At 72.5% G+C, this 20,463-nt stretch carries 19 protein-coding genes and 1 pseudogene; 13 read left to right on the top strand and 7 right to left on the bottom strand.

What is annotated here, in order from left to right:
- Positions 1-3 precede the first annotated feature (3 nt).
- On the top strand, positions 4-516 hold the full coding sequence (locus ABD999_RS22325; RefSeq protein ID WP_271277635.1) for a hypothetical protein: 513 nt from the start codon (positions 4-6) through the stop codon (positions 514-516).
- Here the strand turns inward: ABD999_RS22325 and ABD999_RS22330 are convergent.
- The 3 genes from ABD999_RS22330 to ABD999_RS22340 form a co-directional block, all read right to left on the bottom strand.
- On the bottom strand, positions 485-3,850 hold the full coding sequence (locus ABD999_RS22330) for an ATP-binding protein (protein ID WP_148029672.1): 3,366 nt from the start codon (positions 3,848-3,850) through the stop codon (positions 485-487). The genes ABD999_RS22325 and ABD999_RS22330 overlap by 32 nt on opposite strands.
- A 78-nt stretch (positions 3,851-3,928) precedes the next feature.
- Complete coding sequence (locus tag ABD999_RS22335; protein WP_148029673.1) at positions 3,929-4,990, bottom strand: lysylphosphatidylglycerol synthase domain-containing protein; 1,062 nt, start codon at positions 4,988-4,990, stop codon at positions 3,929-3,931.
- A 49-nt stretch (positions 4,991-5,039) separates the two neighbouring features.
- Positions 5,040-5,858 carry a PIG-L deacetylase family protein gene (locus ABD999_RS22340; RefSeq protein ID WP_148029674.1) on the bottom strand — a complete coding sequence of 273 codons (819 nt, stop codon included), beginning with the start codon at positions 5,856-5,858 and terminating at the stop codon, positions 5,040-5,042.
- A 24-nt stretch (positions 5,859-5,882) separates the two neighbouring features.
- Here ABD999_RS22340 and ABD999_RS22345 point away from each other — a divergent pair, with 24 nt between their 5' ends.
- From ABD999_RS22345 to ABD999_RS22355, 3 genes are read left to right on the top strand one after another with little or no spacing between them, the layout of a single operon-like run.
- A complete protein-coding gene (locus ABD999_RS22345; protein WP_271277634.1) occupies positions 5,883-6,989 on the top strand; it encodes a glycosyltransferase family 4 protein in 1,107 nt (368 codons plus the stop codon).
- Between the two features lie 18 nt (positions 6,990-7,007).
- Complete coding sequence (locus ABD999_RS22350; protein WP_148029675.1) at positions 7,008-7,250, top strand: hypothetical protein; 243 nt, start codon at positions 7,008-7,010, stop codon at positions 7,248-7,250.
- The gene (locus tag ABD999_RS22355; protein ID WP_148029676.1) at positions 7,247-7,708 is read left to right on the top strand and encodes an SRPBCC family protein; all 462 of its coding nucleotides are present in this window, start codon (positions 7,247-7,249) and stop codon (positions 7,706-7,708) included. Before ABD999_RS22350 ends, ABD999_RS22355 begins: the two co-directional genes overlap by 4 nt.
- 45 nt (positions 7,709-7,753) lie before the next feature.
- On the opposite strand, the gene ABD999_RS22360 is transcribed toward ABD999_RS22355, so the two are convergent.
- The gene (locus ABD999_RS22360) at positions 7,754-8,137 is read right to left on the bottom strand and encodes a hypothetical protein (RefSeq protein WP_148029677.1); all 384 of its coding nucleotides are present in this window, start codon (positions 8,135-8,137) and stop codon (positions 7,754-7,756) included.
- A gap of 253 nt (positions 8,138-8,390) precedes the next feature.
- On the opposite strand from ABD999_RS22360, the gene ABD999_RS22365 reads away from it, so the two are divergent.
- Positions 8,391-9,503, top strand: coding sequence for an aromatic ring-hydroxylating oxygenase subunit alpha (locus ABD999_RS22365; protein WP_271277633.1), 1,113 nt, complete (start codon positions 8,391-8,393; stop codon positions 9,501-9,503).
- Here the strand turns inward: ABD999_RS22365 and ABD999_RS22370 are convergent.
- Positions 9,470-10,030 carry a DUF1707 SHOCT-like domain-containing protein gene (locus ABD999_RS22370; RefSeq protein WP_246639423.1) on the bottom strand — a complete coding sequence of 187 codons (561 nt, stop codon included), beginning with the start codon at positions 10,028-10,030 and terminating at the stop codon, positions 9,470-9,472. The genes ABD999_RS22365 and ABD999_RS22370 overlap by 34 nt on opposite strands.
- A gap of 182 nt (positions 10,031-10,212) precedes the next feature.
- On the opposite strand from ABD999_RS22370, the gene ABD999_RS22375 reads away from it, so the two are divergent.
- The 8 genes from ABD999_RS22375 to ABD999_RS22410 all read left to right on the top strand — a co-directional run bounded on the left by ABD999_RS22375 (position 10,213) and on the right by ABD999_RS22410 (position 17,751).
- Positions 10,213-11,142, top strand: coding sequence for an anti-sigma factor RsbA family regulatory protein (locus ABD999_RS22375; RefSeq protein WP_271277632.1), 930 nt, complete (start codon positions 10,213-10,215; stop codon positions 11,140-11,142).
- Positions 11,143-11,310: 168 nt separating this feature from the next.
- Positions 11,311-11,931 (top strand): DUF998 domain-containing protein, encoded by a 621-nt coding sequence (locus ABD999_RS22380; RefSeq protein WP_271277631.1) that lies wholly within the window; start codon positions 11,311-11,313, stop codon positions 11,929-11,931.
- Between the two features lie 28 nt (positions 11,932-11,959).
- On the top strand, positions 11,960-12,418 hold the full coding sequence (locus ABD999_RS22385) for a universal stress protein (protein WP_271277630.1): 459 nt from the start codon (positions 11,960-11,962) through the stop codon (positions 12,416-12,418).
- A gap of 87 nt (positions 12,419-12,505) precedes the next feature.
- Positions 12,506-13,765, top strand: a complete 1,260-nt coding sequence (locus ABD999_RS22390) for an APC family permease (RefSeq protein ID WP_271277629.1) — start codon at positions 12,506-12,508, stop codon at positions 13,763-13,765.
- 197 nt (positions 13,766-13,962) lie between these two features.
- Positions 13,963-15,387, top strand: coding sequence for a methionine--tRNA ligase (locus ABD999_RS22395; RefSeq protein WP_271277628.1), 1,425 nt, complete (start codon positions 13,963-13,965; stop codon positions 15,385-15,387).
- A 58-nt stretch (positions 15,388-15,445) separates the two neighbouring features.
- Positions 15,446-16,420 carry a phosphotriesterase family protein gene (locus ABD999_RS22400; RefSeq protein WP_148029682.1) on the top strand — a complete coding sequence of 325 codons (975 nt, stop codon included), beginning with the start codon at positions 15,446-15,448 and terminating at the stop codon, positions 16,418-16,420.
- 41 nt (positions 16,421-16,461) lie between these two features.
- Positions 16,462-16,848, top strand: coding sequence for an STAS domain-containing protein (locus ABD999_RS22405; protein WP_148029683.1), 387 nt, complete (start codon positions 16,462-16,464; stop codon positions 16,846-16,848).
- Between the two features lie 9 nt (positions 16,849-16,857).
- On the top strand, positions 16,858-17,751 hold the full coding sequence (locus tag ABD999_RS22410) for a sigma-70 family RNA polymerase sigma factor (protein WP_271277627.1): 894 nt from the start codon (positions 16,858-16,860) through the stop codon (positions 17,749-17,751).
- Between the two features lie 371 nt (positions 17,752-18,122).
- Here the strand turns inward: ABD999_RS22410 and ABD999_RS22415 are convergent, their stop codons facing one another.
- Together ABD999_RS22415 and ABD999_RS22420 are read right to left on the bottom strand one after the other, a co-directional pair.
- Complete coding sequence (locus tag ABD999_RS22415; RefSeq protein WP_271277626.1) at positions 18,123-19,271, bottom strand: hypothetical protein; 1,149 nt, start codon at positions 19,269-19,271, stop codon at positions 18,123-18,125.
- Positions 19,272-20,144: 873 nt separating this feature from the next.
- A pseudogene (locus ABD999_RS22420) lies at positions 20,145-20,463 on the bottom strand (hypothetical protein); the annotation flags it as partial.

The following is a 20,463-nucleotide window of genomic DNA, read 5'->3' on the forward strand; positions in this document are numbered from 1 at the left end:
ACCATGGCGACGAGAAGCGGAGCGGTGCTGGCCAGTGGTACGGCGAACGCGGCCAAGTTCGTGGTGGCGGCCCTGGCCTTCACCGCCGCGTACGCGGGCCTGTCGGCCTACGGTATCGCGAGCTCCGCCCAGGCCCCCGCGCCGACCGCCGTGAGCCTGTCGGCCGAGGAGACGCCGGTCACCACAGCCCTGACCGCGCGGGCGCTCGCCGCCGGCACCGTCACCGTCAGCGCGCTGCCCGCCGGGCCCGGCTGCCTGAAGCCGTACGTGGCCCGCACCCTCCTGGTCAACCCGGACCCGGGCCGGACCGTCTCCTACAGCTGGAAGCTGGCCCGCTGGAGCCCGTCGGCCAAGACCTGGCGGACCTACTTCGTCGACTACTCCGGCTTCGCCGGGGCGCGCGGGACGGCCGAGTGGGAGGCCACGGTCTCCGGCAACCCCGGCTGGTATCGCGTCGAGCTGGCCGTCGAGGGCGCCAAGACCGTCAAGAGCGACCGTTTCCAGGTGAGTTGCTGACCGAGCGCTGCGCCGCCTCCACCCATCGCGGCACGCCCACCCGCCTGGCCACCTCCAGCGCCTTGAGGTAGTGGTCGCGGGCGGCCTCGGGCTGGCCCACCCGGATCGCCAGGTCGCCGAGCGTCAGCGCCACCGGCCACAGCGCCACCACGCCGGTGCCGGCGCCCGCGACCCGGTCGGCGAACGGCTTGAGCTTGTCGTAGCAGTCGACCATCCGCTCCCGGTCGTCGAGGAGCATCCCGGCCAGCGCCCGCCACGTCATGGCGAGCTCGTACAGGAAGTCGGGCCGCACCGGCGGGCGCACCGCGGCGACGGCCTTGGCGTCGGCCAGGTGACCCGCCGAGGCCAGCGCCAGCGCGTAGGCGTCGAGGGTCCACTTGGCGCCGCGCTGGTGGGCCTCGGCCAGCAGGTCGACCATCTCGGCGGCCCGCCCGTCGACCAGGTGGAGGCAGAACGCGGTGATCAGCGGCAGGTCCTGGCGGCCCTCCAGCATGCCCGCCCTGGCGGTCAGCCGGGCCGCGTCGCGGTAGGCGTGCTCGGCCGCCGGGTAGTCGCCGGCGATCATGCGCCGCAGCCCGACGTACCACGCGTGCACCGCGGCGGGGGCCGGCAGGTCGTACTGGCGGGCGAGCTGGTCGGCGGCGGCGGCGTGCTCGTCGGCCGCCGCGAACTCGCCGCGCGCGGCCGCGCACTCCAGCAGCACCAGGTGGGCCAGCGCCTGGGTGGCGATCTGCCCCGAACGCTGGGCGACCTGCAGCAGCTCACGGCCGATGCTCTCGCGGGTGTCGACCGCGGGGATGTCGTAGGACTGCCGCAGCCGCGCGCTCAGCGCGACCGCGATCAGCGCCGGGTCGCCGCTCTGCCGGGCCACCTCCAGCGCCTCCAGCGACGCCTGGCGGCCCCGCTCGGGCGAGGAGGAGCCCTCCAGCTCCAGCGCCAGCGTGGTGAGCAGGCTGGCGCGCAGCGACTGCTCGCCCTCCGGCAGCTCCGACAGCGCCCGCTCGGTGATGTCGACGATCTCCCAGGCGGTGCGGGTGAAGTCGCGGGCCATGCCCTTGTGCGGCACCGCCAGCGACGCGGCCACCCGGGCCGTCAGCTCCAGGTCGCCGAGCGGCAGCGCGGCGTCCATCGCCTCGCGCCGCAGCACCCGGGCCGCCGTCATGTCGCCGCACAGCGCCAGCGCCTTGATGCGGCGGAGCATGAGCTGCAGGCGCTGCTTGGTGTCGCCGCCGGTGCGGTCGAACGCGGCGGTGGCCTGCTCCCACAGCGTGGCCGCCTCGCGGTGGGCGAAGCGCCGCTCGGCCTGCTCGGCCGCCAGCCCGGCGTAGTGGACCGCCTTGTCGGCGGCGTCGGCCAGGTAGTAGTGATGGGCCAGCGCCGCCACGTCGGACGGGGCGCGCCGCTCGATCACCGCCGCCACGGCGGCGTGCAGCCGGGTGCGGCGCAGCCGCGAGGCGTCGGAGTAGATCGTGTCGCGCACCAGGTCGTGGTCGAACCGGAGCATGCCGGGACCCGGCTCGGTCACCAGCCCCGCCAGCAGCGCGGCCTCGACCGCCTCGACCACCGCGTCCTCGTCGCCGGCCACGTCGACCAGCACGTCCACGTCCACGTCGCGGCCGATCACCGCGGCCTGCAGCAGGATCTGCTGCGCCCCGGCGGGCAGCCGGGAGATGCGCCGCCGCAGCACGTCGCGCACCCCGGACGGCACCTGCGACAGCACCTCCGCCGCGCTGGCCCGGTCGGCCGCGCCCTCGGCGTCGAGCAGGCGTACGGTCTCGCGCACGAAGAACGGGTTGCCCGCGGTGCGCTCCACGATCGACTCGACCGCGTCGTCCTCGATCTCGCGCACGCAGGTGGCGCGCACGAGCTGGGCCACGGCCTTCGGGTCGAGCCCGGACAGGCTCACCCGCAGCGGCCCGAGCCGGGCCAGGGCGGCGAGCACGTCGGCCTGGTTGTCGTCGAGCTCGCTCTCGCGGCAGGTGACCACGAGCAGCACCCGGCTGGTGGCCAGCAGGCTGGGCAGCGCGCGCAGCAATGCGAGCGTCTGGTCGTCGGCCCAGTGGAGGTCCTCCAGCGTGAGCAGGACGGGCGAGCGGCTCGCCACGCCCGCCAGGTAGCCGCCGACGGCGCGGTGCAGCCGGAAGCCGCCCGACACCTCGTCGTCGTCGGGGTCGGGGGCGGCGTCGTCGAGCAGCGGCGCGAGTAACTGGGCGTACTCGCCCGCGCCGGTCACGCGGACCAGCGTGCGCAGGATCTCCACCCAGGCCCAGCCGGGCGGGGTGGCGCTGGAGTCGGGGCAGGCGCCCGACGAGGTCATCCAGCCGTCGGCGGTGAGCCTGCCCTGGAGCTGGCGGAGCAGCGTGGTCTTGCCGGCGCCGGCGACGCCGGTGACGATCGCCACCTGGAAGCGGCCGGTACGGGCGGCGGCCGTGGTCAGCCTGGACAGCTCGGCGTCGCGGCCGACGAACGGCTCAGGCTCCAGCGGCGGCGGCTCGACGGGCGTGGCCGGGCGGGGCGGCCAGGTGTCGGCCGCCGGGACCGGCCTGGACGGGCGCGGCGGCGGGGTCAGGTCGAGCTCGGGCGACTGGGCCAGGATGTCGGACTCCAGCTTGCGCAGCGCCGGGCCGGGGTCGATGCCCAGCTCGTCGGCGAGGATGCCGCGCGCCCTGCGCAGCGCGGCCAGCGCGTCGCCCTGCCTGCCGCAGCGGTAGAGGCCGAGCGCCAGCAGCCGCCAGCCCTCCTCGCGCAGCGGGTGTTCGGTGGTCAGCGCCTCCAGGTCGGGCACGGTCTCGGAGGGCAGGCCCAGGCGCAGGCCGGTGTCGGCGTGCCGCTCGCGGGCCACCAGCCGCAGCTCGGCGAGCCGGTTGACCTCGGCCTCGGCCCACGTCTGGTCGGCGAAGTCGGAGTAGGGGGTGCCGCGCCACAGGCCGAGCGACTTCTCCAGACGGCCGCGCGCCGACTGGGGGTCGCCCTCCTCCAGGTGCTCGCCCGCCGCGCGCACGAGCTGCTCGAACCGCAGCGCGTCGACCTGGTCGGGCGCCACCCGCAGCGCGTAGCCGGAGGCCACCGTCACCAGCAGCCGGTTGGGCCCGCCGCGCGGGCGGCCGGGCTCCAGCACGCGGCGCAGCCGCGAGATGTAGACCTGCAGGCCGGACTGGGCGCCCTTGGCCGTGTCGTCGTCCCACAGGTCGTAGAGCAGGGTGTCAACGGGCACGACCTGACCCCTGGCCACGAGGAGCCGGGCGAGGACGGCCCGCTGCCGCAACCCGCCGAGGTCGAGTTCGTCGTCGTGTGCGTACGCCTCGACTGGCCCCAGAACTCGGAACGCCACCATTTCAGCCGCCACGCTATGCGGGCTTCCGAATCACGCACAAGGCCCGGGGTTGATAATCGAGCGTTATGTTTCTGATCGTCACCTGGGGGCCTTCGAGATCGTGGACGGGGGCTCCGCGGCGGCGCCACGCCTGTCGCGCCTACGCAGAAGCGCCCACGCCCCGAGCGCGAGGCCACCGAACGGGATCTCGATAGTGTAAGTCCAGAAGCCGAAAAGCAGTGCGGCGGCCGTCGCGGGAGCGAGCGGCACGCCGAACGCGCTGGTGAGCAGCACCACCACGCCCGCCTCCATGATGCCCGCCCCGCTGGGCGTGATCAGCGCGGTCGTCAGCACCCGCGACAGCGCGAAGACCGCGATCGACTCGGCCGGGCCCGGATAGGCGCCGGTGGCGACGAGGCAGGCCACCATGATCGCCCCCTGCAGGACCAGGAACGCGACCATGCCCGCGGTCAACGGCGGCCACCGGGTCCTGATGACGTCCGCGGTGTCGGCCCGCAGCCGGTGGAACGCCTCCGACGGCCGCACCCGCAGCCGGATCAGCCGTACGAGGGAGTCGAGGCCCCGGCCCAGCACGGCCGCGGCGCGGTCCCAGTAGAGCGCCACGGCCACCACCGTGACGAGGACCAGGATCGACACCGCGCCCGCCCAGCCCGCGTTGGCCACCGTCGGGTTGGGCACCCGGCCCGCGATCAGCAGGGCGATGATGCCGACGGCCGGCAGGACGAACCTGAACAGGGTGTTCCACACGCCGCTGACCAGCGTCATGACCACGATCGAGCGGCTGTGGAAGCCCCACCCCCTGGCCATCGCGAACGTCAGCGCGACCCCGGCGGCGCCGCCGAACGGCAGCAGGTTGCTCACCGCGCTGCCCGCCGCGTTGAGCGTGAGCGCCTGCAGGCGCCCCAGCCCCGGCAGGGATCCCGTCAGCACGAACGTGTACGCCAGCAGGCTGAGCAGCCACAGCCCGGTCATCAGCGCGATGGTGCCGGCGCCGAGCGAGCCGAAGACGGCCCAGATCTCCCGCCACGAGACGTGCTTGCCGGTCAGGGTGTGCACGATCTGCGGCAGGTAGACCACGAGCACCACTGCCAGGCCCAGCGAGAGGGCGGACAGCGTGATCTGCAGCCACTTGTTCTTCATCGGCTCCCAGTCTGGCGGCTGCGCGGCGTGGCCGGGTCCATCTGGGGGACTATTTCGGCCCCGGGTCGAAGGGATGACGCACCCGGGTGCCCGGCGGCAGGTCGCGCCGGACGTACCACTCGGTGCCGAAGACCAGGCGGTAGAGCGGGCCAGGCACTTTGAGCATCACGGCGAGCGTGCGGTCGCTGTCGCCGCCGGAGGCCTGGGACACGTGCGCGGCCATCGCGGCCCGCTTCTGCCGCGCGTAGCGGCGCACGTTGACCCGGTGGGTGATGGTCTCGCCGGCCGAGTAGGCGCTCTCGAAGGTGCGCACGTCGAACTCCGGCGGGAACCGGTAGACCTTGCCCGCCATCCGCAGCAGCCGCAGCAGCGGGTCGCGGTTGACCGTGGCCTCCAGGACGATCGGCGTGCCGGCGATCTCCGCCGCCCGCCTGCCCACCCGGTGGACCTGCACGTGGTCGGGGTGGCCGTAGCCGCCGGCCGGGTCGTAGATGGTGAGCAGGTCGGCCTCCTCCTCGCGGAGGATCGCGGCGAGCGCGCCGGCGGCCTTCTCGGTGTCGGCGTCGATGAACGCGTTGTCGGGGCGCTCGTCGGCGACGCCGCCCTGCGGGCTCAGCCCCGAGTCGCCGTAGCCCAGGCACTCCACGCGGGCGCAGCCGAGCACCGCGGCCGACTGGTAGAGCTCTTTCATCCGGGTCTCGCCGAGCGCCTCGCCGGGATCCATGTCGGCCAGGCCGCGCTCGCCGGCGGTGGCCACCACGAGCACCACGCGGTGCCCCTCGGCCGCCAGCATCGCCATCGTGCCCGCCGTCAGCAGGGCCTCGTCGTCGGGGTGGGCGTGGAAGAAGACTGCGGTACGTGGAGGCACAGGCCCCAGATTAGTCTGGGAGAGGTGCGGATCTTTCACGTGAGCGACTGTTACCTCCCGCGGCTCGGGGGCATCGAGGTGCAGGTCGCCGATCTCGTGCGGATGCAGCGCGAGTCCGGCCACGCCGTCGAGGTGGCCACCGCCACCCGGGGGGAGCCGCTCGACGGGGTGCACCGCGTCGCCGCCAGGATGCCGTTCGACCTGCCGGTCCACCCGCGCGGGGTGAGCCATCTCACCAGACGGCTGGCGCTGTCCAGGCCCGACGTGGTGCACGTGCACATGGGGGCGGTCTCGCCGTTCGCGTGGATGGGGGTGCGCGCCGCGGTGCGCCGCGGGCTGCCGTGCGTGGTGACCGTCCACAGCATGTGGGACCCCGTCACGCGGGCGCTCTACCGCCTCCTGGGGCTCCTGTACGGGTGGCAGCGGTGGGGACTGGTGGCCACCACGGTCAGCAACGCGGCGGCGGTGCCGATCCGCCGGGTGGCCGGGCCTGGGGTGCCGGTGCGGGTGGTGTCCAACGGCCTCGACCTGTCCGGCTGGCGGCTCTTCCCCGGAGGCGGCGGGCCCGAGCCGCGTGACGAGGTTCACGTGGTGGCGGTCGGCCGGCTGGCCCCGCGCAAGCAGCCGGTGGGCCTGCTGCGGATCCTGGAGAAGGCGAGGGCGCGGGTGCCCGCGGCGATCCCGCTGCGCGCCACGGTGGTCGGCGACGGCCCGGCCAGGCCGGCCATGGAGCGCTATCTGGCCAGGCACGGCATGAGCGGGTGGGTGTCGCTGCCCGGCCGCTACAGCAGGGAGCGCATCGCGAAGGTGCTGGAGTCGGCCGACGTGTTCGTGGCGCCGGCGCCGCGCGAGTCGTTCGGCATCGCCGCGCTGGAGGCCAGGACCGCCGGGCTGCCGGTGGTCGCGCGGACGCAGAGCGGGGTGGCCGACTTCGTCGAGCACGGCACGGAGGGCCTGCTCGGCCGCGATCCCGGCGCGGTGGCCGAGGCCGTGGCGCGGCTCTGCGAGGACCGCGGGCTGCGGGAGCGGATCACCCGCCACAACCGGGCCAACCCGCCCGCGGCGGGCTCCTGGCCCACGGTGCTCGCCGGATTCGACCGGGCGTACGCGGAAGCGGCCGGCCGCGCCTGAGGGTGTTATCTTGTTACCGTGGTACCAACCGAGCGGACGCAGACCGGCCTGAGAGTGGAGAAGAACCTGTTGAAGGTCCTCAAGGGGCTGGCCGAATATCTCGACATGTCACTCGGCGACCTGGTCGAGGGCATCACGCTGCACGCCTTCGAAGGCCGCGCGCCGTTCTCCGACGAGACCCTCGGCAAGATCGCCCAGCTCAAGTCCGTCTACGGTCTGACGCTCACCGCCGACGACGCCCACAAGCTGGTCGACCGGTGAGCGACGGGCACTGCACGCTGACCGGGCACGTGCCGGTCCCGCTGCCGCCGCCGGAGGCGCTGCGCCTGTTCACCCCGCGGGGCGAGGAGGAGTGGATCAAGGGCTGGCGGCCCCGCTTCCCCGTCCCCGCCCCCGACGACTCGCGGCCCGGCACCGTCTTCGAGACCGACTCCCACGGCGAGCGCACGATCTGGGTGGTGGCCGACCGGCAGGAGGGCCACCGCATCAGCTACGCGAGGGTGACCCCCGGCTCGCGGGCCGGCACGGTGACGGTCACCGCCGTCGACGACGGTCACGGCGGCACGACGGTCGAGGTCACGTACGAGCTGACGGCGCTGTCCCCGCAGGGGGCCCGCGAGCTGCGCGGGTTCGCCGACGGCTACGCGGACTTCCTCGGGTCCTGGGAGCGGGCGATAGCCGCCCGGCTCGCCTCCCCCAACGCGGCCACCCCTACGTGACGCGACCGGGGGCGGTCGGCGACTGCCCCCGGAACCGTTCTCTGATTAGCTGCAGGCCTGCTGGATCTTGGTGATGAAGCCCTGCAGCTTGCTGACCGACTCCATCGAGCCCGCCGGGTCGGAGCCGTCGATCTTGATGCCTTCCAGGCCGGTGGCGAGGTCGTTGAGCGCGGCGCCGACCTCCCCGTCGTAGTTGCCGGCCAGCGTCTTCACCTTGGCGCCGGCCTCCTTGCCCGCGGTCTCCAGCGCCTTCGGGTCCGTCGCGGCCGACGCGGCCGTGGTGTTGAACTCGTTCATGATCGTGGTGACTTCCGCGGCGGCGGTGTTGCAGTCGACCGCCTGGCTCAGGGCGCCGCAGCCGGTGATCGTCATACCTGCGAACGCGAACGTCGCGACCGCGAGGGCCAGGCGACGGCGAGGGGGTGTCATGGTTGTGCCTTTCGTAGGTTCAGGGACGAACGGACAGTAGAAGCGCGTTCTTGACGGTCGCTTGCACCGCGCTAACGACCGCGCTAACGACCGCGCTAACGACCACGGTGACTGCAGGTGGCCAGCCGGGGTGGAACGCCCTGACCAGCCCCGGCGCGCGCCGCCCCGGATGCCTCTTGACACGCCCCGAGGCCGACCCGAATATGTCGCATATAGAGCAACTCGGTGCGTATTACGCAACAAGGAGTGTCCCTTGACCAGCACATCGAGTCTGATCTCCACGCTGCCCGGACGCTCCTACACCGACCCGGCGCTGTTCGTGGCGGAACAGGCCAGGATCTTCGAGGTCCTGTGGTTCTGCGCGCTCCGGTCGGACGAACTCGCCAGACCCGGGGCGTTCAAGACCGTCCAGGTCGGCAGGGAGAGCGTGATCGTGGTCCGGGGCCGGGACGGGGAGCTGCGCGCGTTCCTGAACGTCTGCAGGCACCGCGGCGCCCGGCTCTGCGTGGAGGAGACGGGTGAGGTCAAGCGCACGCTCAAGTGCCCCTACCACGCCTGGGCCTACGACCTCGACGGCCGCCTGGCCGCCGCGCCCAACCTGGTCAAGATGCCCGACGTGGACCGCGTCGAGTACGGCCTGGTCCCGGTGGCCCTGCGCGAGTGGCTCGGCTACGCCTGGGTCTGCCTCGCCGACCAGCCGCCCTCGTTCGAGGACACGGTCATGCACGCGGCCACGGAACGGCTCGGCGACCCGGCCGCCATCGAGCACTACCAGACCGACAAGCTCGCCCTCGGCCGCCGCATCCGCTACGACGTGCGGGCCAACTGGAAGCTGATCGTCGAGAACTTCATGGAGTGCTACCACTGCGCGACCATCCACCCCGAGCTCACGGCCGTGCTGCCGGAGTTCGCCGGCGGATACGCCGCCCAGTACTACGTGGGCCACGGCGCCGAGTTCGCCGAGCGCGTGCAGGGCTTCACCGTCGACGGCAGCCCCGGCTTCGGCAAGCTGCCCGACGTCTCCGCCGAGCAGGACCGGCGCTACTACGCGATCACCGTCAAGCCGCAGGTGTTCGTCAACCTCGTGCCCGACCACGTCATCGTGCACCGGATGTTCCCGATGGCCGTCGACCGCACGGTCGTGGAGTGCGACTGGCTCTACCACCCCGACGTGGTCGCCTCGGGAGCCGACCTGTCGCTGTCGGTCGAGCTGTTCCACCGGGTCAACGAGCAGGACTTCGACGCCTGCGAGCGGACCCAGCCCGGGATGTACTCGCGGGCCTACCGGTCAGGCGGCGTGCTGGTGCCGAGCGAGCACCACATCTCCGCCTTTCACGACTGGGTGAACCAGCGCTTGCGCGGATAGCGTACGGTCAGGCCGCCGTACTTGCTCTGCCCGACGATCACCAGGTGAAGGGCGCCGGGCTGCTGGCGGCCCGGCACGTCCGCGACGCTCGTGCTGCCCCAGTCGCTGCGGAACCCGTCGATGTCCGCCGACGCGCCCGGCGGCAGCACGATCTTGGCCGCTCCGTACTTCAGGTCGAACGCGACCTCGACCACCCGGTGCGGAACCACGGCCTCGGTGAAGTCGAGGTGGACGGCGCCGTGCTTGGAGGCGATCCGCAGCCGTCGCGGGACCGCCCAGTCGCCGGTGCGCCGGATGCTGTCGTGCGTGCTCTCCAGGGTCACCTCGTCGCGCGCCGGCCCGGCCGCAGCCGCGGGCAGGTCGTCGACCAGGGCGACCAGATCTCCGTAGACCTTGGCGCTCAACGCCCTCTCCAGGCGTTCCTCCAGCTCGAACTGGTCGAGCCGACCCTCGGTGAACGCCTGCTGCAGCTGCTGGGTGATGCGCTCCCGGTCCGCGTCCGAGGCGCGCATCCGCAATTCCGACATACTCCGAGCATAGGGATCGGAAACCTAGAACGGGAGTTGACGGCCGGATGGGGTGCGCAGATCCAGGGAGAACGCTGGACGCGGCAGGCGGGGTCGCCGGACGACCCGGTATCTCTTCACACTGAGGGGGTACCCCCAACGAGGTGCCTTGAAGTCGTCAATTCCGGGTAGCTTGAATCACGATGCTGGCCGAGTCCTTCTCCTTCTCACATCCGGCCCTCTTCTACAGAGGCGACCGGGAATACACGGCTGCCGTCACGGCCTTCGTGCGCGAGGGCCTGGCGGCCGGTGAGCCCGTCGCCGTGGCGGTGCCCGGTCCCAAGCTGGAGCTGCTGGAGCGGGAGCTGGGCGCCGACGCCGCCCGCGTCCTCATGCTCGACATGAACCGGGAGGGCCGCAACCCCGGCCGCATCATCCCCGGCGTGCTGCTCGACTTCGCCGACCGCCACCGCGACGCCCACGTCCGCATCGTCGGCGAGCCGATCTGGCCCGACCGCACCGACACCGAATACCCCGCGTGCGCCCAGCACGAGGCGCTGATCAACTTCGCGTTCGAGGGCCGCCACGTCACGATCCTGTGCCCGTACGACGCCGAGGGGCTCACCGCCGAGGTGCTCCGCGAGGCGGAGCTCACCCACCCGGTGCTGCTCGACGCCGCCGGCGAGCGGCCGAGCGGCAGCTACGCCCCCCGGCTCGTCGTCGACGGCCACAACCGGCCGCTCGCCGACCCCGACGACTTCGTCTCGCTCCGCTTCGACCACGACAACCTGGCCGCCGCCCGCGGCCTCGCCGCCACCGCGGCGGCCGAGATGGGGTTCGGCGGCCACCGGCTCGACGACGTCCGCCTGGTGGTCGCCGAGCTGGGCGCCAACAGCCTCGACCACGGCGGCGGCGCCGGCCTCATCCGGGTGTGGCGCGAGGGCGGCCGCCTGGTCTGCGAGGTCAGCGACGCCGGCCACATCGCCGACCCGCTGGCCGGGCGCAGGCCGGTCGACCCGCAGGTGGCGGGCTCGCGCGGGCTGCTCATCGTCAACCTGCTCAGCGATCTGGTCCGGGTCCACACCCGCGCGGGAGCGACCGTCGTCCGCGTCTACTTCGACGCGCCGCGCTGACGCCCGCCCCACCCTCCCTGATCGGGCCAGCCCTACCCAGGGTCGAGTCCGCGCAGGTCAGGGGAGGGTCTTAGGGGATGATCCGACCTAAGTACTAAGGGATCGACCAGGGAGCGCTGGGGCTCTTCTCCGATACTCCGCGAGGCCGCGTGCCACGACGTTGGAAGCATGAAGGGATTGCTTGCCAGCGGATTCACGGCCATCGGCACCGGCACCGGCACCATGGTCGCCCTGCACGCCGAGGCGGGGCTCGACCCGATGCACACCGTCATCAGCGAGTACGCCTTCCAGGCGGCCGGCTGGCTGCTGCCGCTGTCGCTGACTCTCTTCGCGGCGGGCGCGGCCCTGATCGCCGAGGCGCTGCGCCGGTCCGGCGCGGACCGGTGGGTGGTGGCGCTGCTGGCCGTGTGGGGAGCGAGCATGTTCCTGGTCGGCGCCTTCCCGACCGACGCGCCCGGGCTGCCGCTGTCCTTCTCGGGGGCCGTCCACCGCTATGCCGCCTTCGTCGCGTTCCTGGTGATGCCGCTGGCCGGACTGCTGCTGGCCAGGGCGCGGATCCGGTACGCCGGATGGGTGCGGGTGCTCAGCATGGTGGCCCTGGGCGCGCTGGTGATGGTCGTGATCCCGTACGCGGTGCGGATGTTCGGCATCCCGCTGGAGAACGAGGACTTCCCCGCCGGGCTGATCCAGCGCACCGTGGTGATCACCGAGCTGGGCGTGCTGGCGCTGGCCGGCCTGTCGATGCCGGGGCGGCCCGCCCGCCGCTCGACGGCCCCGGCCCTGGCGTAATCGCCCCGCCTTTCGGTAGAGGACGGGCATGACGATTCTGATCGCGTACGACGGATCCGACGACGCCAAGGCGGCCATCGAGTTCTGCGGGAAGATGTTCCCCGGCCGGGACGCCGTGGTGCTGACCGTGTGGGAGCGGCTGGCGATGACCACCGCGCGGGCCTCCGCCGGCCTGGTGATGGTCGTGGACACCTCGCCCGCCGAGGAGGAGGCGATCCAGCGGGCCATGACCGAGCTGGCCGGACAGGGGACCGAGCGGGCGCGCGCGGCGGGGCTGGAGGCACGGCCGCGCTGTGAGCCGGACGCGCCGGCCGTGTGGGCGACCATCGTGGACGTGGCCGACGAGCTCGACGCCGAGCTGATCGTGACCGGCACGCGCGGGCTCGGCGGGGTGAGGTCGCTGCTGCTCGGCAGCACCTCGGACCGGGTGCTGCACCACGCGGGCCGGCCGGTGCTGGTCGTGCCTGGCCCGAGACCCGCCGAATAGCACGCTGTTCAGCCGCTGTTCTCCCGCCGTGGGTTGATCGCGCCGGTCCGATGCGGCAGAGTGCGCCGGACGGTGAGGGAGGGGTGCGTGGGCGAAGGGCTGGCCAGGCGACTGGGCACCGGTGACGCGGTCGTCGTGGGATTGAGCGCGATGGTCGGGGCCGGGGTGTTCGCCGTGTTCGCGCCGGCGGCCGGGGCCGCCGGGTCGTGGCTGCTCGCCGCGCTCGGGCTGGCCGCCGTCGTGGCCTACTGCAACGCCACCTCCTCCGCCCGCCTGGCGGCCCGCCACCCGGAGTCGGGCGGGACCTACGTGTACGGGCGGCGCAGGCTGGGACCCTTCTGGGGCTACCTCGCGGGCTGGGGGTTCACCGTCGGCAAGACGGACTCCTGCGCGGCCATGGCGCTGACCTTCGGCGCGTACGCCGCGCCCGGCCTGGCCAGGCCGCTGGCCGTCGGCGCGGTCGTCGTGCTGACGGCGCTCAACCTGTTCGGGGTGCGGCGGTCGGCGGGCGCGGCGCGGATCATGGTCGGGTTCGTGCTGCTGGTGCTGGCCGCCGTCGTGGCGGCGGCGTTCCTGCCGGACCTGCTCGCCGCTCCCGCGTACGACCAGCCGCCGGGCCTCCGCATGTTCCTCGATCCCGAGGTGACCGGGTGGGGCGTGCTCCAGGGGGCCGGTCTGCTGTTCTTCGCGTTCGCCGGGTATGCCCGCATCGCCACGCTGGGGGAGGAGGTCCGCGACCCCGGCCGGACGATCCCGCGCGCCATCGGCGTCGCGCTCGGCCTCACGCTGGTGGTGTACGCGCTGGTCGCCGTGGCCGCGCTGGACACGCTCGGGCCGGGGATGCTCGCCCAGTCCGCCGAGCCGCTGGTGGACGTGGTGAAGATGGCCGGTGCGCTGTGGCTGGAGCCGGTGGTGCGGGCCGGCGCGGCGGTGGCGGCGCTCGGCGCGCTGCTCGCGCTGCTGCTCGGCGTCTCGCGCACGGTGCTCGCCATGGCCCGCGGGCGCGACCTGCCCGGCGCTCTCGCCGCCGTCGACCCCGTCCACCAGGCGCCGCGCCGGGCCGAACTGGCGGTGGGTGCGGCCGTGGTGGTGCTCGTGCTCGTCGCCGACCTGCGGGAGGCGATCGGGTTCTCGTCCTTCGGGGTGCTCGTCTACTACGCGATCGCGAACGCCGCCGCCCTGACCCTGCGCCCCGACGAGGGCGCGCCGCCGAAGGCGGTGCCGGTGCTCGGGCTGGCGCTCTGCCTCCTGCTCGCCGCCACCCTGCCGGTGGCGTCGGTGGTGGCCGGGCTGGTCATGTTCGCCGTCGGCACGGCACTGTGGGCCCTGCGCCGCCGCCGGGCCTGAGCCGCCCGCTTCCTCGTACGCCTGCTTCCTCGTACGCGGAAAATGGCGGGAGACGCGTGGGGCCGATCGGTACGATGGGAGGCATGACGGCGTTCGCGGTGATGACGGCCCTCTAGCGGGGTTCACCGGACGACGTCCTTCACGAGGCCCTGCGAGCGGGGCCTCTCGTCGTGTCAGGGGTCCCCGGGAGGCACCCGATGTACATCACGACGACCATTCCCTATGTGAACGCCCGCCCGCATCTCGGGTTCGCGCTGGAGATCGTGCAGGCCGACGTGCTGGCCCGCCACCATCGGCGGCGCGGCGAGCCGGTGCGGTTCCAGACCGGCACCGACGACAACTCGCTGAAGAACGTGCTGGCGGCGGAGGCGGCGGGCGTGCCGGTGCGCGAGCTGGTCGACCGCAACGCCGCCGCGTTCGAGGGCCTGCGCGGGCCGCTGGACCTGTCGTTCGACGCGTTCGTCCGCACCAGCTCCCACCCGGGACACCGGGCCGGGGTGGAGCGCCTGTGGCGGGCGACCGCGCACGACCTCTACCGCAGGCACTACGAAGGGCTCTACTGCGTCGGCTGCGAGGCGTTCTACCCGGAGGAACCCTGCGCTGAGGGGCACCCGGAACCGCTGCGGCGGGTGTCGGAGGAGAACTGGTTCTTCCGGCTGTCCCGCTACCGCGAACCGCTGCTGGACCTGATCAGGAGCGGCACCCCGGCGATCGAGCCGGTCAGCCGCAGGAACGAGGTGCTGGCGTTCCTGGAGTCCGGCCTGGAGGACATCAGCGTCTCGCGGTCGGCGGAGCGCTCGCGCGGCTGGGGCATCCCGGTGCCCGGCGACCCCGGCCAGGTGGTGTACGTGTGGTGGGACGCGCTGGCCAACTACATCACCGCGCTGGACGGCGACGACTACGGACGCTGGTGGGAGCGCGAGCCCCGCAAGCTCCACCTCATGGGCAAGGGCGTGATCCGCTTCCACGCCGTGTACTGGCCGGCCATGCTGCTCTCGGCCGGGCTGCCGCTGCCCACGCGGATCTTCGTGCACGACTACGTCACCGCGGGCGGGCGCAAGATCAGCAAGTCCGGGGGCGCGACGGCCGACCCGGTGGCGCTGTCGGCCGCGTACGGGGTGGACGCGGTGCGGTGGTGGCTGCTGCGCGAGGTGCCGCGCGTCGGCGACGCCGACTTCACCGAGGAGCGGCTGATCGCGCGCGCCGACGAGGACCTCGCCAACGGCGCCGGCAACCTGGTCAACCGGGTCGTCACGATGGTGCACAGGTTCCGCGACGGGCGGGTGCCCGACGCCCGGCCGGAGCCGCTGGAGGCGGCCGGCCGCGCGGGGGAGCGGGTGCACGAGGCGCTGGAGGCGTTCGACTTCCGGCGGGCGGCGGCCGCCGTGCAGGCGATCGTCGAGGAGGCCAACCAGTACGTGGAGCGGACGCGGCCGTGGAAGCAGGATCCCGGCGGGCGCGACACCTCCCTGGCGACGCTGGTGCACGCCTGCCGTGAGCTCGCCGTACAGCTGGAGCCCTTCTTGCCCACGGCGGCGCGCCGGGTGGCCGCGGCGGTGCGCGAGGAGGACGGGCGGCTGCCGCGGCCGGCGCCGCTCTTCCCCCGGCTGGGCGGCGGTTGACGGGGAGTCAGGGGCCGCTTACGGTGGCGCGGGAAGATCCGCCGGCACGGAGGTGGCCATGCCCGTCGTCAGCACCGTCCGAGGCCCGGTCGACGTCGCCGAACTCGGCCAGACCCTCATGCACGAACACATCTTCGTGGCCGCCGCCGAGCACCTGGAGAACTACGGCAGGGGCGCCTGGTGGGACGAGGAGGTCAGGGTCGCCGACGCGATCACCAAGCTGAACGCGGTGGCGGCCAAGGGGGTGCGGACGATCGTCGACCCGACCGTGTGGGGGCTCGGCCGCTACATCCCCCGCATCCAGCGGGTCGCCGCCGGGGTTCCGGACCTCAACATCGTCGTCGCCACCGGCATCTACAGCTTCGAGGAGCTGCCTCACCAGTACGAGCACCGCGGCCCGGGGCTCCTCCTCGACATGCCCGACCCGATGATCGACGACTTCGTCCGCGACCTCACCGAGGGGATCGCCGACACCGGGGTCAAGGCGGCCTTCCTCAAGTGCGTGGTCGACGAGAAGGGGCTCACCCCCGGCGTGGAGCGCATCTGCCGCGCCGTCGCCCAGGCGCACGTGCGCACCGGGGCGCCGATCACCGTGCACACCAACTCGCCCGCCCAGAGCGGGATCGTCGCGCTCGACCTGTTCGCCAAGGAGGGGGTGGACCTGACCAAGGTGGTGGTCGGCCACGCCGGCGACAGTAACGATCTGGACTACTTGCGGCGGCTCGCCGACACCGGGGCGACGCTCGGCATGGACCGGTTCGGGCTCGACCTCTACAACCCGACGCCGCAGCGCGTGGCCACGATCGCGGCGCTGTGCGAGCGCGGCTACACCGACCGCATGGTGCTCAGCCACGACGCGTCCTGCTTCATGGACTACTTCCCCAACGAGTGGGACATGGTCGGCGTCATCGCTCCCAACTGGCGCTATGACCACATTCACGATGATGTGCTGCCCGCTCTGCGTGAGGCAGGCGTGACGGATGGGCAGATCGAGCAGATGCTGGTGTTCAACCCCCGTCGATACTTCTCGTAAAGTAAGGGGAAGTCAGACGCAACGCAGGTAGGTGGAGCTGGGTGACTTCGGACCAAGCCTTGTCGATCAGTCTCGGTCTCCAGGGGCCGTGCGTCATCGCGAGGCTGACGGGCGACTTCGACTTCGGCTCCGCCGCTGAAGTACGCGACCGAGTCACCAAGGCTCTCGACCTCACCCAACCGCCGATGCTCGTGATCGACATGCAGGCGGTCAGCGTCTGCGACTCCTCCGGCCTGTCCGTGCTGGTCTACCTGCACAAGGCCGTCACCGCCTCCGGCGGCAAGCTGCTGCTGTCCGGGCTCAACGGCCGGTGCAAGCACCTGTTCGCGATCACCGCGCTCGACAAGTTCTTCGACATCAGGACGACCGCCGAGCTGGCCATCGCCGAGCTGAGCGAAGAGGGGAATTCGCCGCCCTTTACCGGGTAGTCGCCTGGCATGTCGGCTGAAGAGCCCGATCTGCTCGGCCTCTACCTGCAGCAGATCGGCGTGATCCCCCTGCTCTCCGCCGCGGACGAGGTCGACCTGGCCAAACGGATCGAGGCGGGCCTGTACGCGGGTCACCTGATCGGCCGGGGCGCGGGCTCCCCGGAGCTCGAAGACGTCCGCCGCGACGGCGAGCGTGCCAAGGAGCTGCTCATCAGGTCCAACCTGCGGCTCGTCGTGGCCGCGGCGCGCAAGTTCGCCCATCGCGGGCTGCCCATGACGGACGTCGTCCAGGAGGGCAACCTCGGGCTCATGAGGGCCGTGGAGAAGTTCGACTACCGGCGCGGATACAAGTTCTCCACCTACGGCATGTGGTGGATCCGGCAGGCCATCGAGCGCGGCATCCACGACAAGAGCCGTACGGTCCGGCTGCCGATCCACGTGGCCGAGGAGCTCGCGCGGCTGCTCACGGTGGAGCGGCGGCTCGCCGTCGAGCTCGGCCGCGACCCGGGCCTCGACGAGCTGGCCGAGGCCGCCGGACGCTCGATACGGCAGGTGGCCAGGTTACGGATGCTGGCCCAGGAGACGGTCAGCCTGGACATGCCCGTCGGAGACCGGGGCGAGGGCAGGATCGGCGACCTGATCGCCGACGAGGACGGCCTGGAGGTGCAGGAGCTCACCGAACGCCGCGCGCTCGGCGCCGAGCTGAACCGGCTCGTCACGTCGCTGCCGCCGCGCGAGGCGTACATCATCAGGCTGCGGTTCGGGCTGGCCGGGCGCGAGATCATGACTTATACGGAGATCGCCGCGCAGATGGGGCTGACCAGGGAGCGCATCCGGCAGTTGGAGAAGCAGGCGTTCAAACGCCTGCGGGAAGGCGGACCGCTGCTCGCCTGGGCATCATGAGCCGAAATATCGGCAAATGTGGACGTTGACCTTGCTCCCGATCTGGTGGTTAATCAGGATGCCGCTTTCAACAGGGGGAGGCGGCGGCCGGTCAGTCATGGGGGCACCAGTGCGCAGACGCCATGCCGGAAATCGCGCCACGACGCTGTCGAGGCTCTGGAGACGCTGGCTCGACGGAGAGATCCGCTTCGACCTGCGCGCGTTGAGGGTGACAGCCAGGGGCGAAACGCCCCTGGCTGTCAGGAGGTGACCAGCAGGGCCAGGCCGATGAGAACCACGACCGGCACGAGCCAGACGACCGCCTCGGCAGCGAACTCCTTGTACATCGTGTAGATCTCCCTCTCAACGCCCGGGCGGGGGCAGCGTGAACGTCACTGCACACCATAGCCGCCCCCCGCCGGTGGATCGGCCCCCGGCTCCTCCGTCCGGCTCGCGGCGATGCGCTTGGCGAGGCCGGCGAGCGACTCGTCGGCCATCAGCGCGGGCAACCTGGGGGCCTCCGCGGCGATCCGGTCGTGGATCTCCTCGTGGTCGCCCAGGTGGCGGGTCCAGGCCCGCAGGACCTCCGGCATCGCGGCGATCGCCGCGTCGCTCAGGATCGCCTCGCGGGGCAGCCACGAGGTGAGGAACACCGACACCCTGGCCGGGCTCCACCACAGCGGCCGCGCGCCCAGGAACTCGGCCAGCGCGCCGAACGCCTCGTCCGCCCCGGGCGTGTCGGGCAGGGCGTCGAAAGCGGTGAACGTCTCATCCGGCGCGTGACGTACCGGATCGGGGACGGACCGGGCGCGTGCCAGCGCCAGCGGGCGGACGGCGGGCAGGGTGTCGGCCACCTCCGCGCCCATGAGCAGGTCGGTCACCTCGAACGCGTCCAGCACCCGCCCCGCCACGACGTCCGCCGGCGCCCGCGCCAGGTCGAGGTCGTCGAGGAACTTCGGCTCCTCCACCACCGCGTCCACCGCCAGCCCGCCGTGCGCCTGGTCGATGCCCACCACCAGCAGATGCGGCTCCCGGCCGTCGGCGTAACGGAACGCGAGCGCGGCCAGCACCTGCTCGCCGTGCCGATCGCCCCTGCCGTACCACGCCCCCTCGCACACCACCTCCCCCATCCGGGCCGCCCACCTGGGCAACCACTCCAACGCCTCCCGCCCTGCCACGGCGAGATCGACACCGTACGGGGGAGGTGTCCGTGGGACGGTCGCCGTGAGATCGTCGGGTTCTTCGTCCTCCCGGGCGGCGGTGAGATCGTCGCGTTCTTCGTCCGAGGTCGGTGTCTCCTGGACGGCCTCGGTGTCGTACGGCGTCGCGCGGGCGGTCGTGGTGAGGTCGTCCGGGAGTTCGAGCGTGGCCAGGGCCGCTATCGCGAGTCTCGCCTCGGGACGCTCGGAACCGGCCAGTTCGCCCAGCAGGTCAGGGTCGCCCTCGGACACCAGGCGGGCCGCCCAGAGCTCGGTGCGCAGCGGCGAACGCCACCGGAGGAGGTCACGGGCCTGCTCGATCGCGCGGTCGTACGTGGTCACCTTCCGACCGTATCGTCCCACCGGTCATGACAGCCGTCACCGCCGGTCCGGGTCGCCGCTCGTCCCTGGCGATGTCCATCCACAGTCCCACCGCGCGTCACGCGAGAACCGAGAGGTCGGGCAGCCTGACCCTCCCGCGCGGCAGAGGAATGGAGAACGTCCTCTTTCTGGAGTCGCAGGATCCTCACGCGCGGCACAATGTCCCCTCCCTGAGCCGCCGAATCCCTGTGCGCGAGCACGGGGGAATCTAGAACGTCGTCTTCCTGAGCCGCTGGATCCTCACGGACGGTACATGGAAAGCGAGAACGTCCCCTTCCCGGGCTGGCTGATCCTCCCGCGCGGCGCGGGAACGGAGAACTTCCTCTTCCTGAGCCGCCGGATCCTCACGGGCGGTACGTGGAAAGCGAGAACGTCCTCTTCCCGGGCTGGCTGATCCTCCCGCGCGGCGGGGGAACGGAGAACGTCCTCTTCTGGAGTCGCCCGGTCCTCACGGGCGGCACAACGTCCCGTCCCTGAGCCGCCGAATCTCTGTACGCGGGCACGGGGGAATCTAGAACGTCCTCTTCCTGAGCCGCCGGATCCTCACAAGCGGTACGTGGAGACGGAGAACGTCTCCTCATCCGGGCGGAGCGCGGCGTCTGGAAAGACGGTCAGCGGACCTGCACTATGGGCGATCTTGAGGATGTGCGACAGGACTAGGCCGTGTGGTGCCGATCAGGTTCTGGGGGACGGGCACGCCGTACTGACCGGGCTTGGGGTTGTGGACTGCCATGACGCGCGCGTGCACTTGGCGACGATGGTCACGGCGTCCGACGTAGGCGGGATTGACCACACCTCCGGCCTCCCGGACCGGGTGTCCGGGAGGCCGGGTGGTTACTTGTCGTTGCCGGTGAGGCCGGCCTTGCGGAGGGCCTCGGCCATGGCGCCCGTGGGCTCGGCGCGGCGCTGGGACTGGCCGCGGCGGTCGCGCTGGGCGTTGCCGCGCTGGTTGCCCTCGCCTCCGCCGCGCCGGTCGCCCTTGGCGTCGCGGCGGGCGTCTCCGCGAGCACCGTCGCCCCGGGTGCCGTTACCGCGAGACCCGTCTCCTCGGGCGGCCCCGCTGCGGGCTCCGTCGCCGCGGGTGCCGTTGCCGCGAGAGCCGTCTCCCCGGGCGGCGTTACCGCGCGCGCCGTCGAGCGCGAGCAGCGCGAAC

The organism is Nonomuraea ferruginea (assembly GCF_039540635.1).
GTDB lineage: Bacteria > Actinomycetota > Actinomycetes > Streptosporangiales > Streptosporangiaceae > Nonomuraea > Nonomuraea ferruginea.

Excerpts from the sequence above, each read along its gene's own strand:
- ABD999_RS22325 (WP_271277635.1), top strand. The coding sequence starts at position 4 with ATGGCGACGAGAAGCGGAGCGGTGCTGGCCAGTGGTACGGCGAACGCG.
- ABD999_RS22410 (WP_271277627.1), top strand. The coding sequence starts at position 16,858 with ATGTCGGCTGAAGAGCCCGATCTGCTCGGCCTCTACCTGCAGCAGATC.
- ABD999_RS22380 (WP_271277631.1), top strand. The coding sequence starts at position 11,311 with ATGAAGGGATTGCTTGCCAGCGGATTCACGGCCATCGGCACCGGCACC.
- ABD999_RS22335 (WP_148029673.1), bottom strand. The coding sequence starts at position 4,990 with ATGAAGAACAAGTGGCTGCAGATCACGCTGTCCGCCCTCTCGCTGGGC.
- ABD999_RS22330 (WP_148029672.1), bottom strand. The coding sequence starts at position 3,850 with ATGGTGGCGTTCCGAGTTCTGGGGCCAGTCGAGGCGTACGCACACGAC.
- ABD999_RS22400 (WP_148029682.1), top strand. The coding sequence starts at position 15,446 with ATGCCCGTCGTCAGCACCGTCCGAGGCCCGGTCGACGTCGCCGAACTC.
- ABD999_RS22395 (WP_271277628.1), top strand. The coding sequence starts at position 13,963 with ATGTACATCACGACGACCATTCCCTATGTGAACGCCCGCCCGCATCTC.
- ABD999_RS22360 (WP_148029677.1), bottom strand. The coding sequence starts at position 8,137 with ATGACACCCCCTCGCCGTCGCCTGGCCCTCGCGGTCGCGACGTTCGCG.
- ABD999_RS22385 (WP_271277630.1), top strand. The coding sequence starts at position 11,960 with ATGACGATTCTGATCGCGTACGACGGATCCGACGACGCCAAGGCGGCC.
- ABD999_RS22370 (WP_246639423.1), bottom strand. The coding sequence starts at position 10,030 with ATGTCGGAATTGCGGATGCGCGCCTCGGACGCGGACCGGGAGCGCATC.
- ABD999_RS22375 (WP_271277632.1), top strand. The coding sequence starts at position 10,213 with ATGCTGGCCGAGTCCTTCTCCTTCTCACATCCGGCCCTCTTCTACAGA.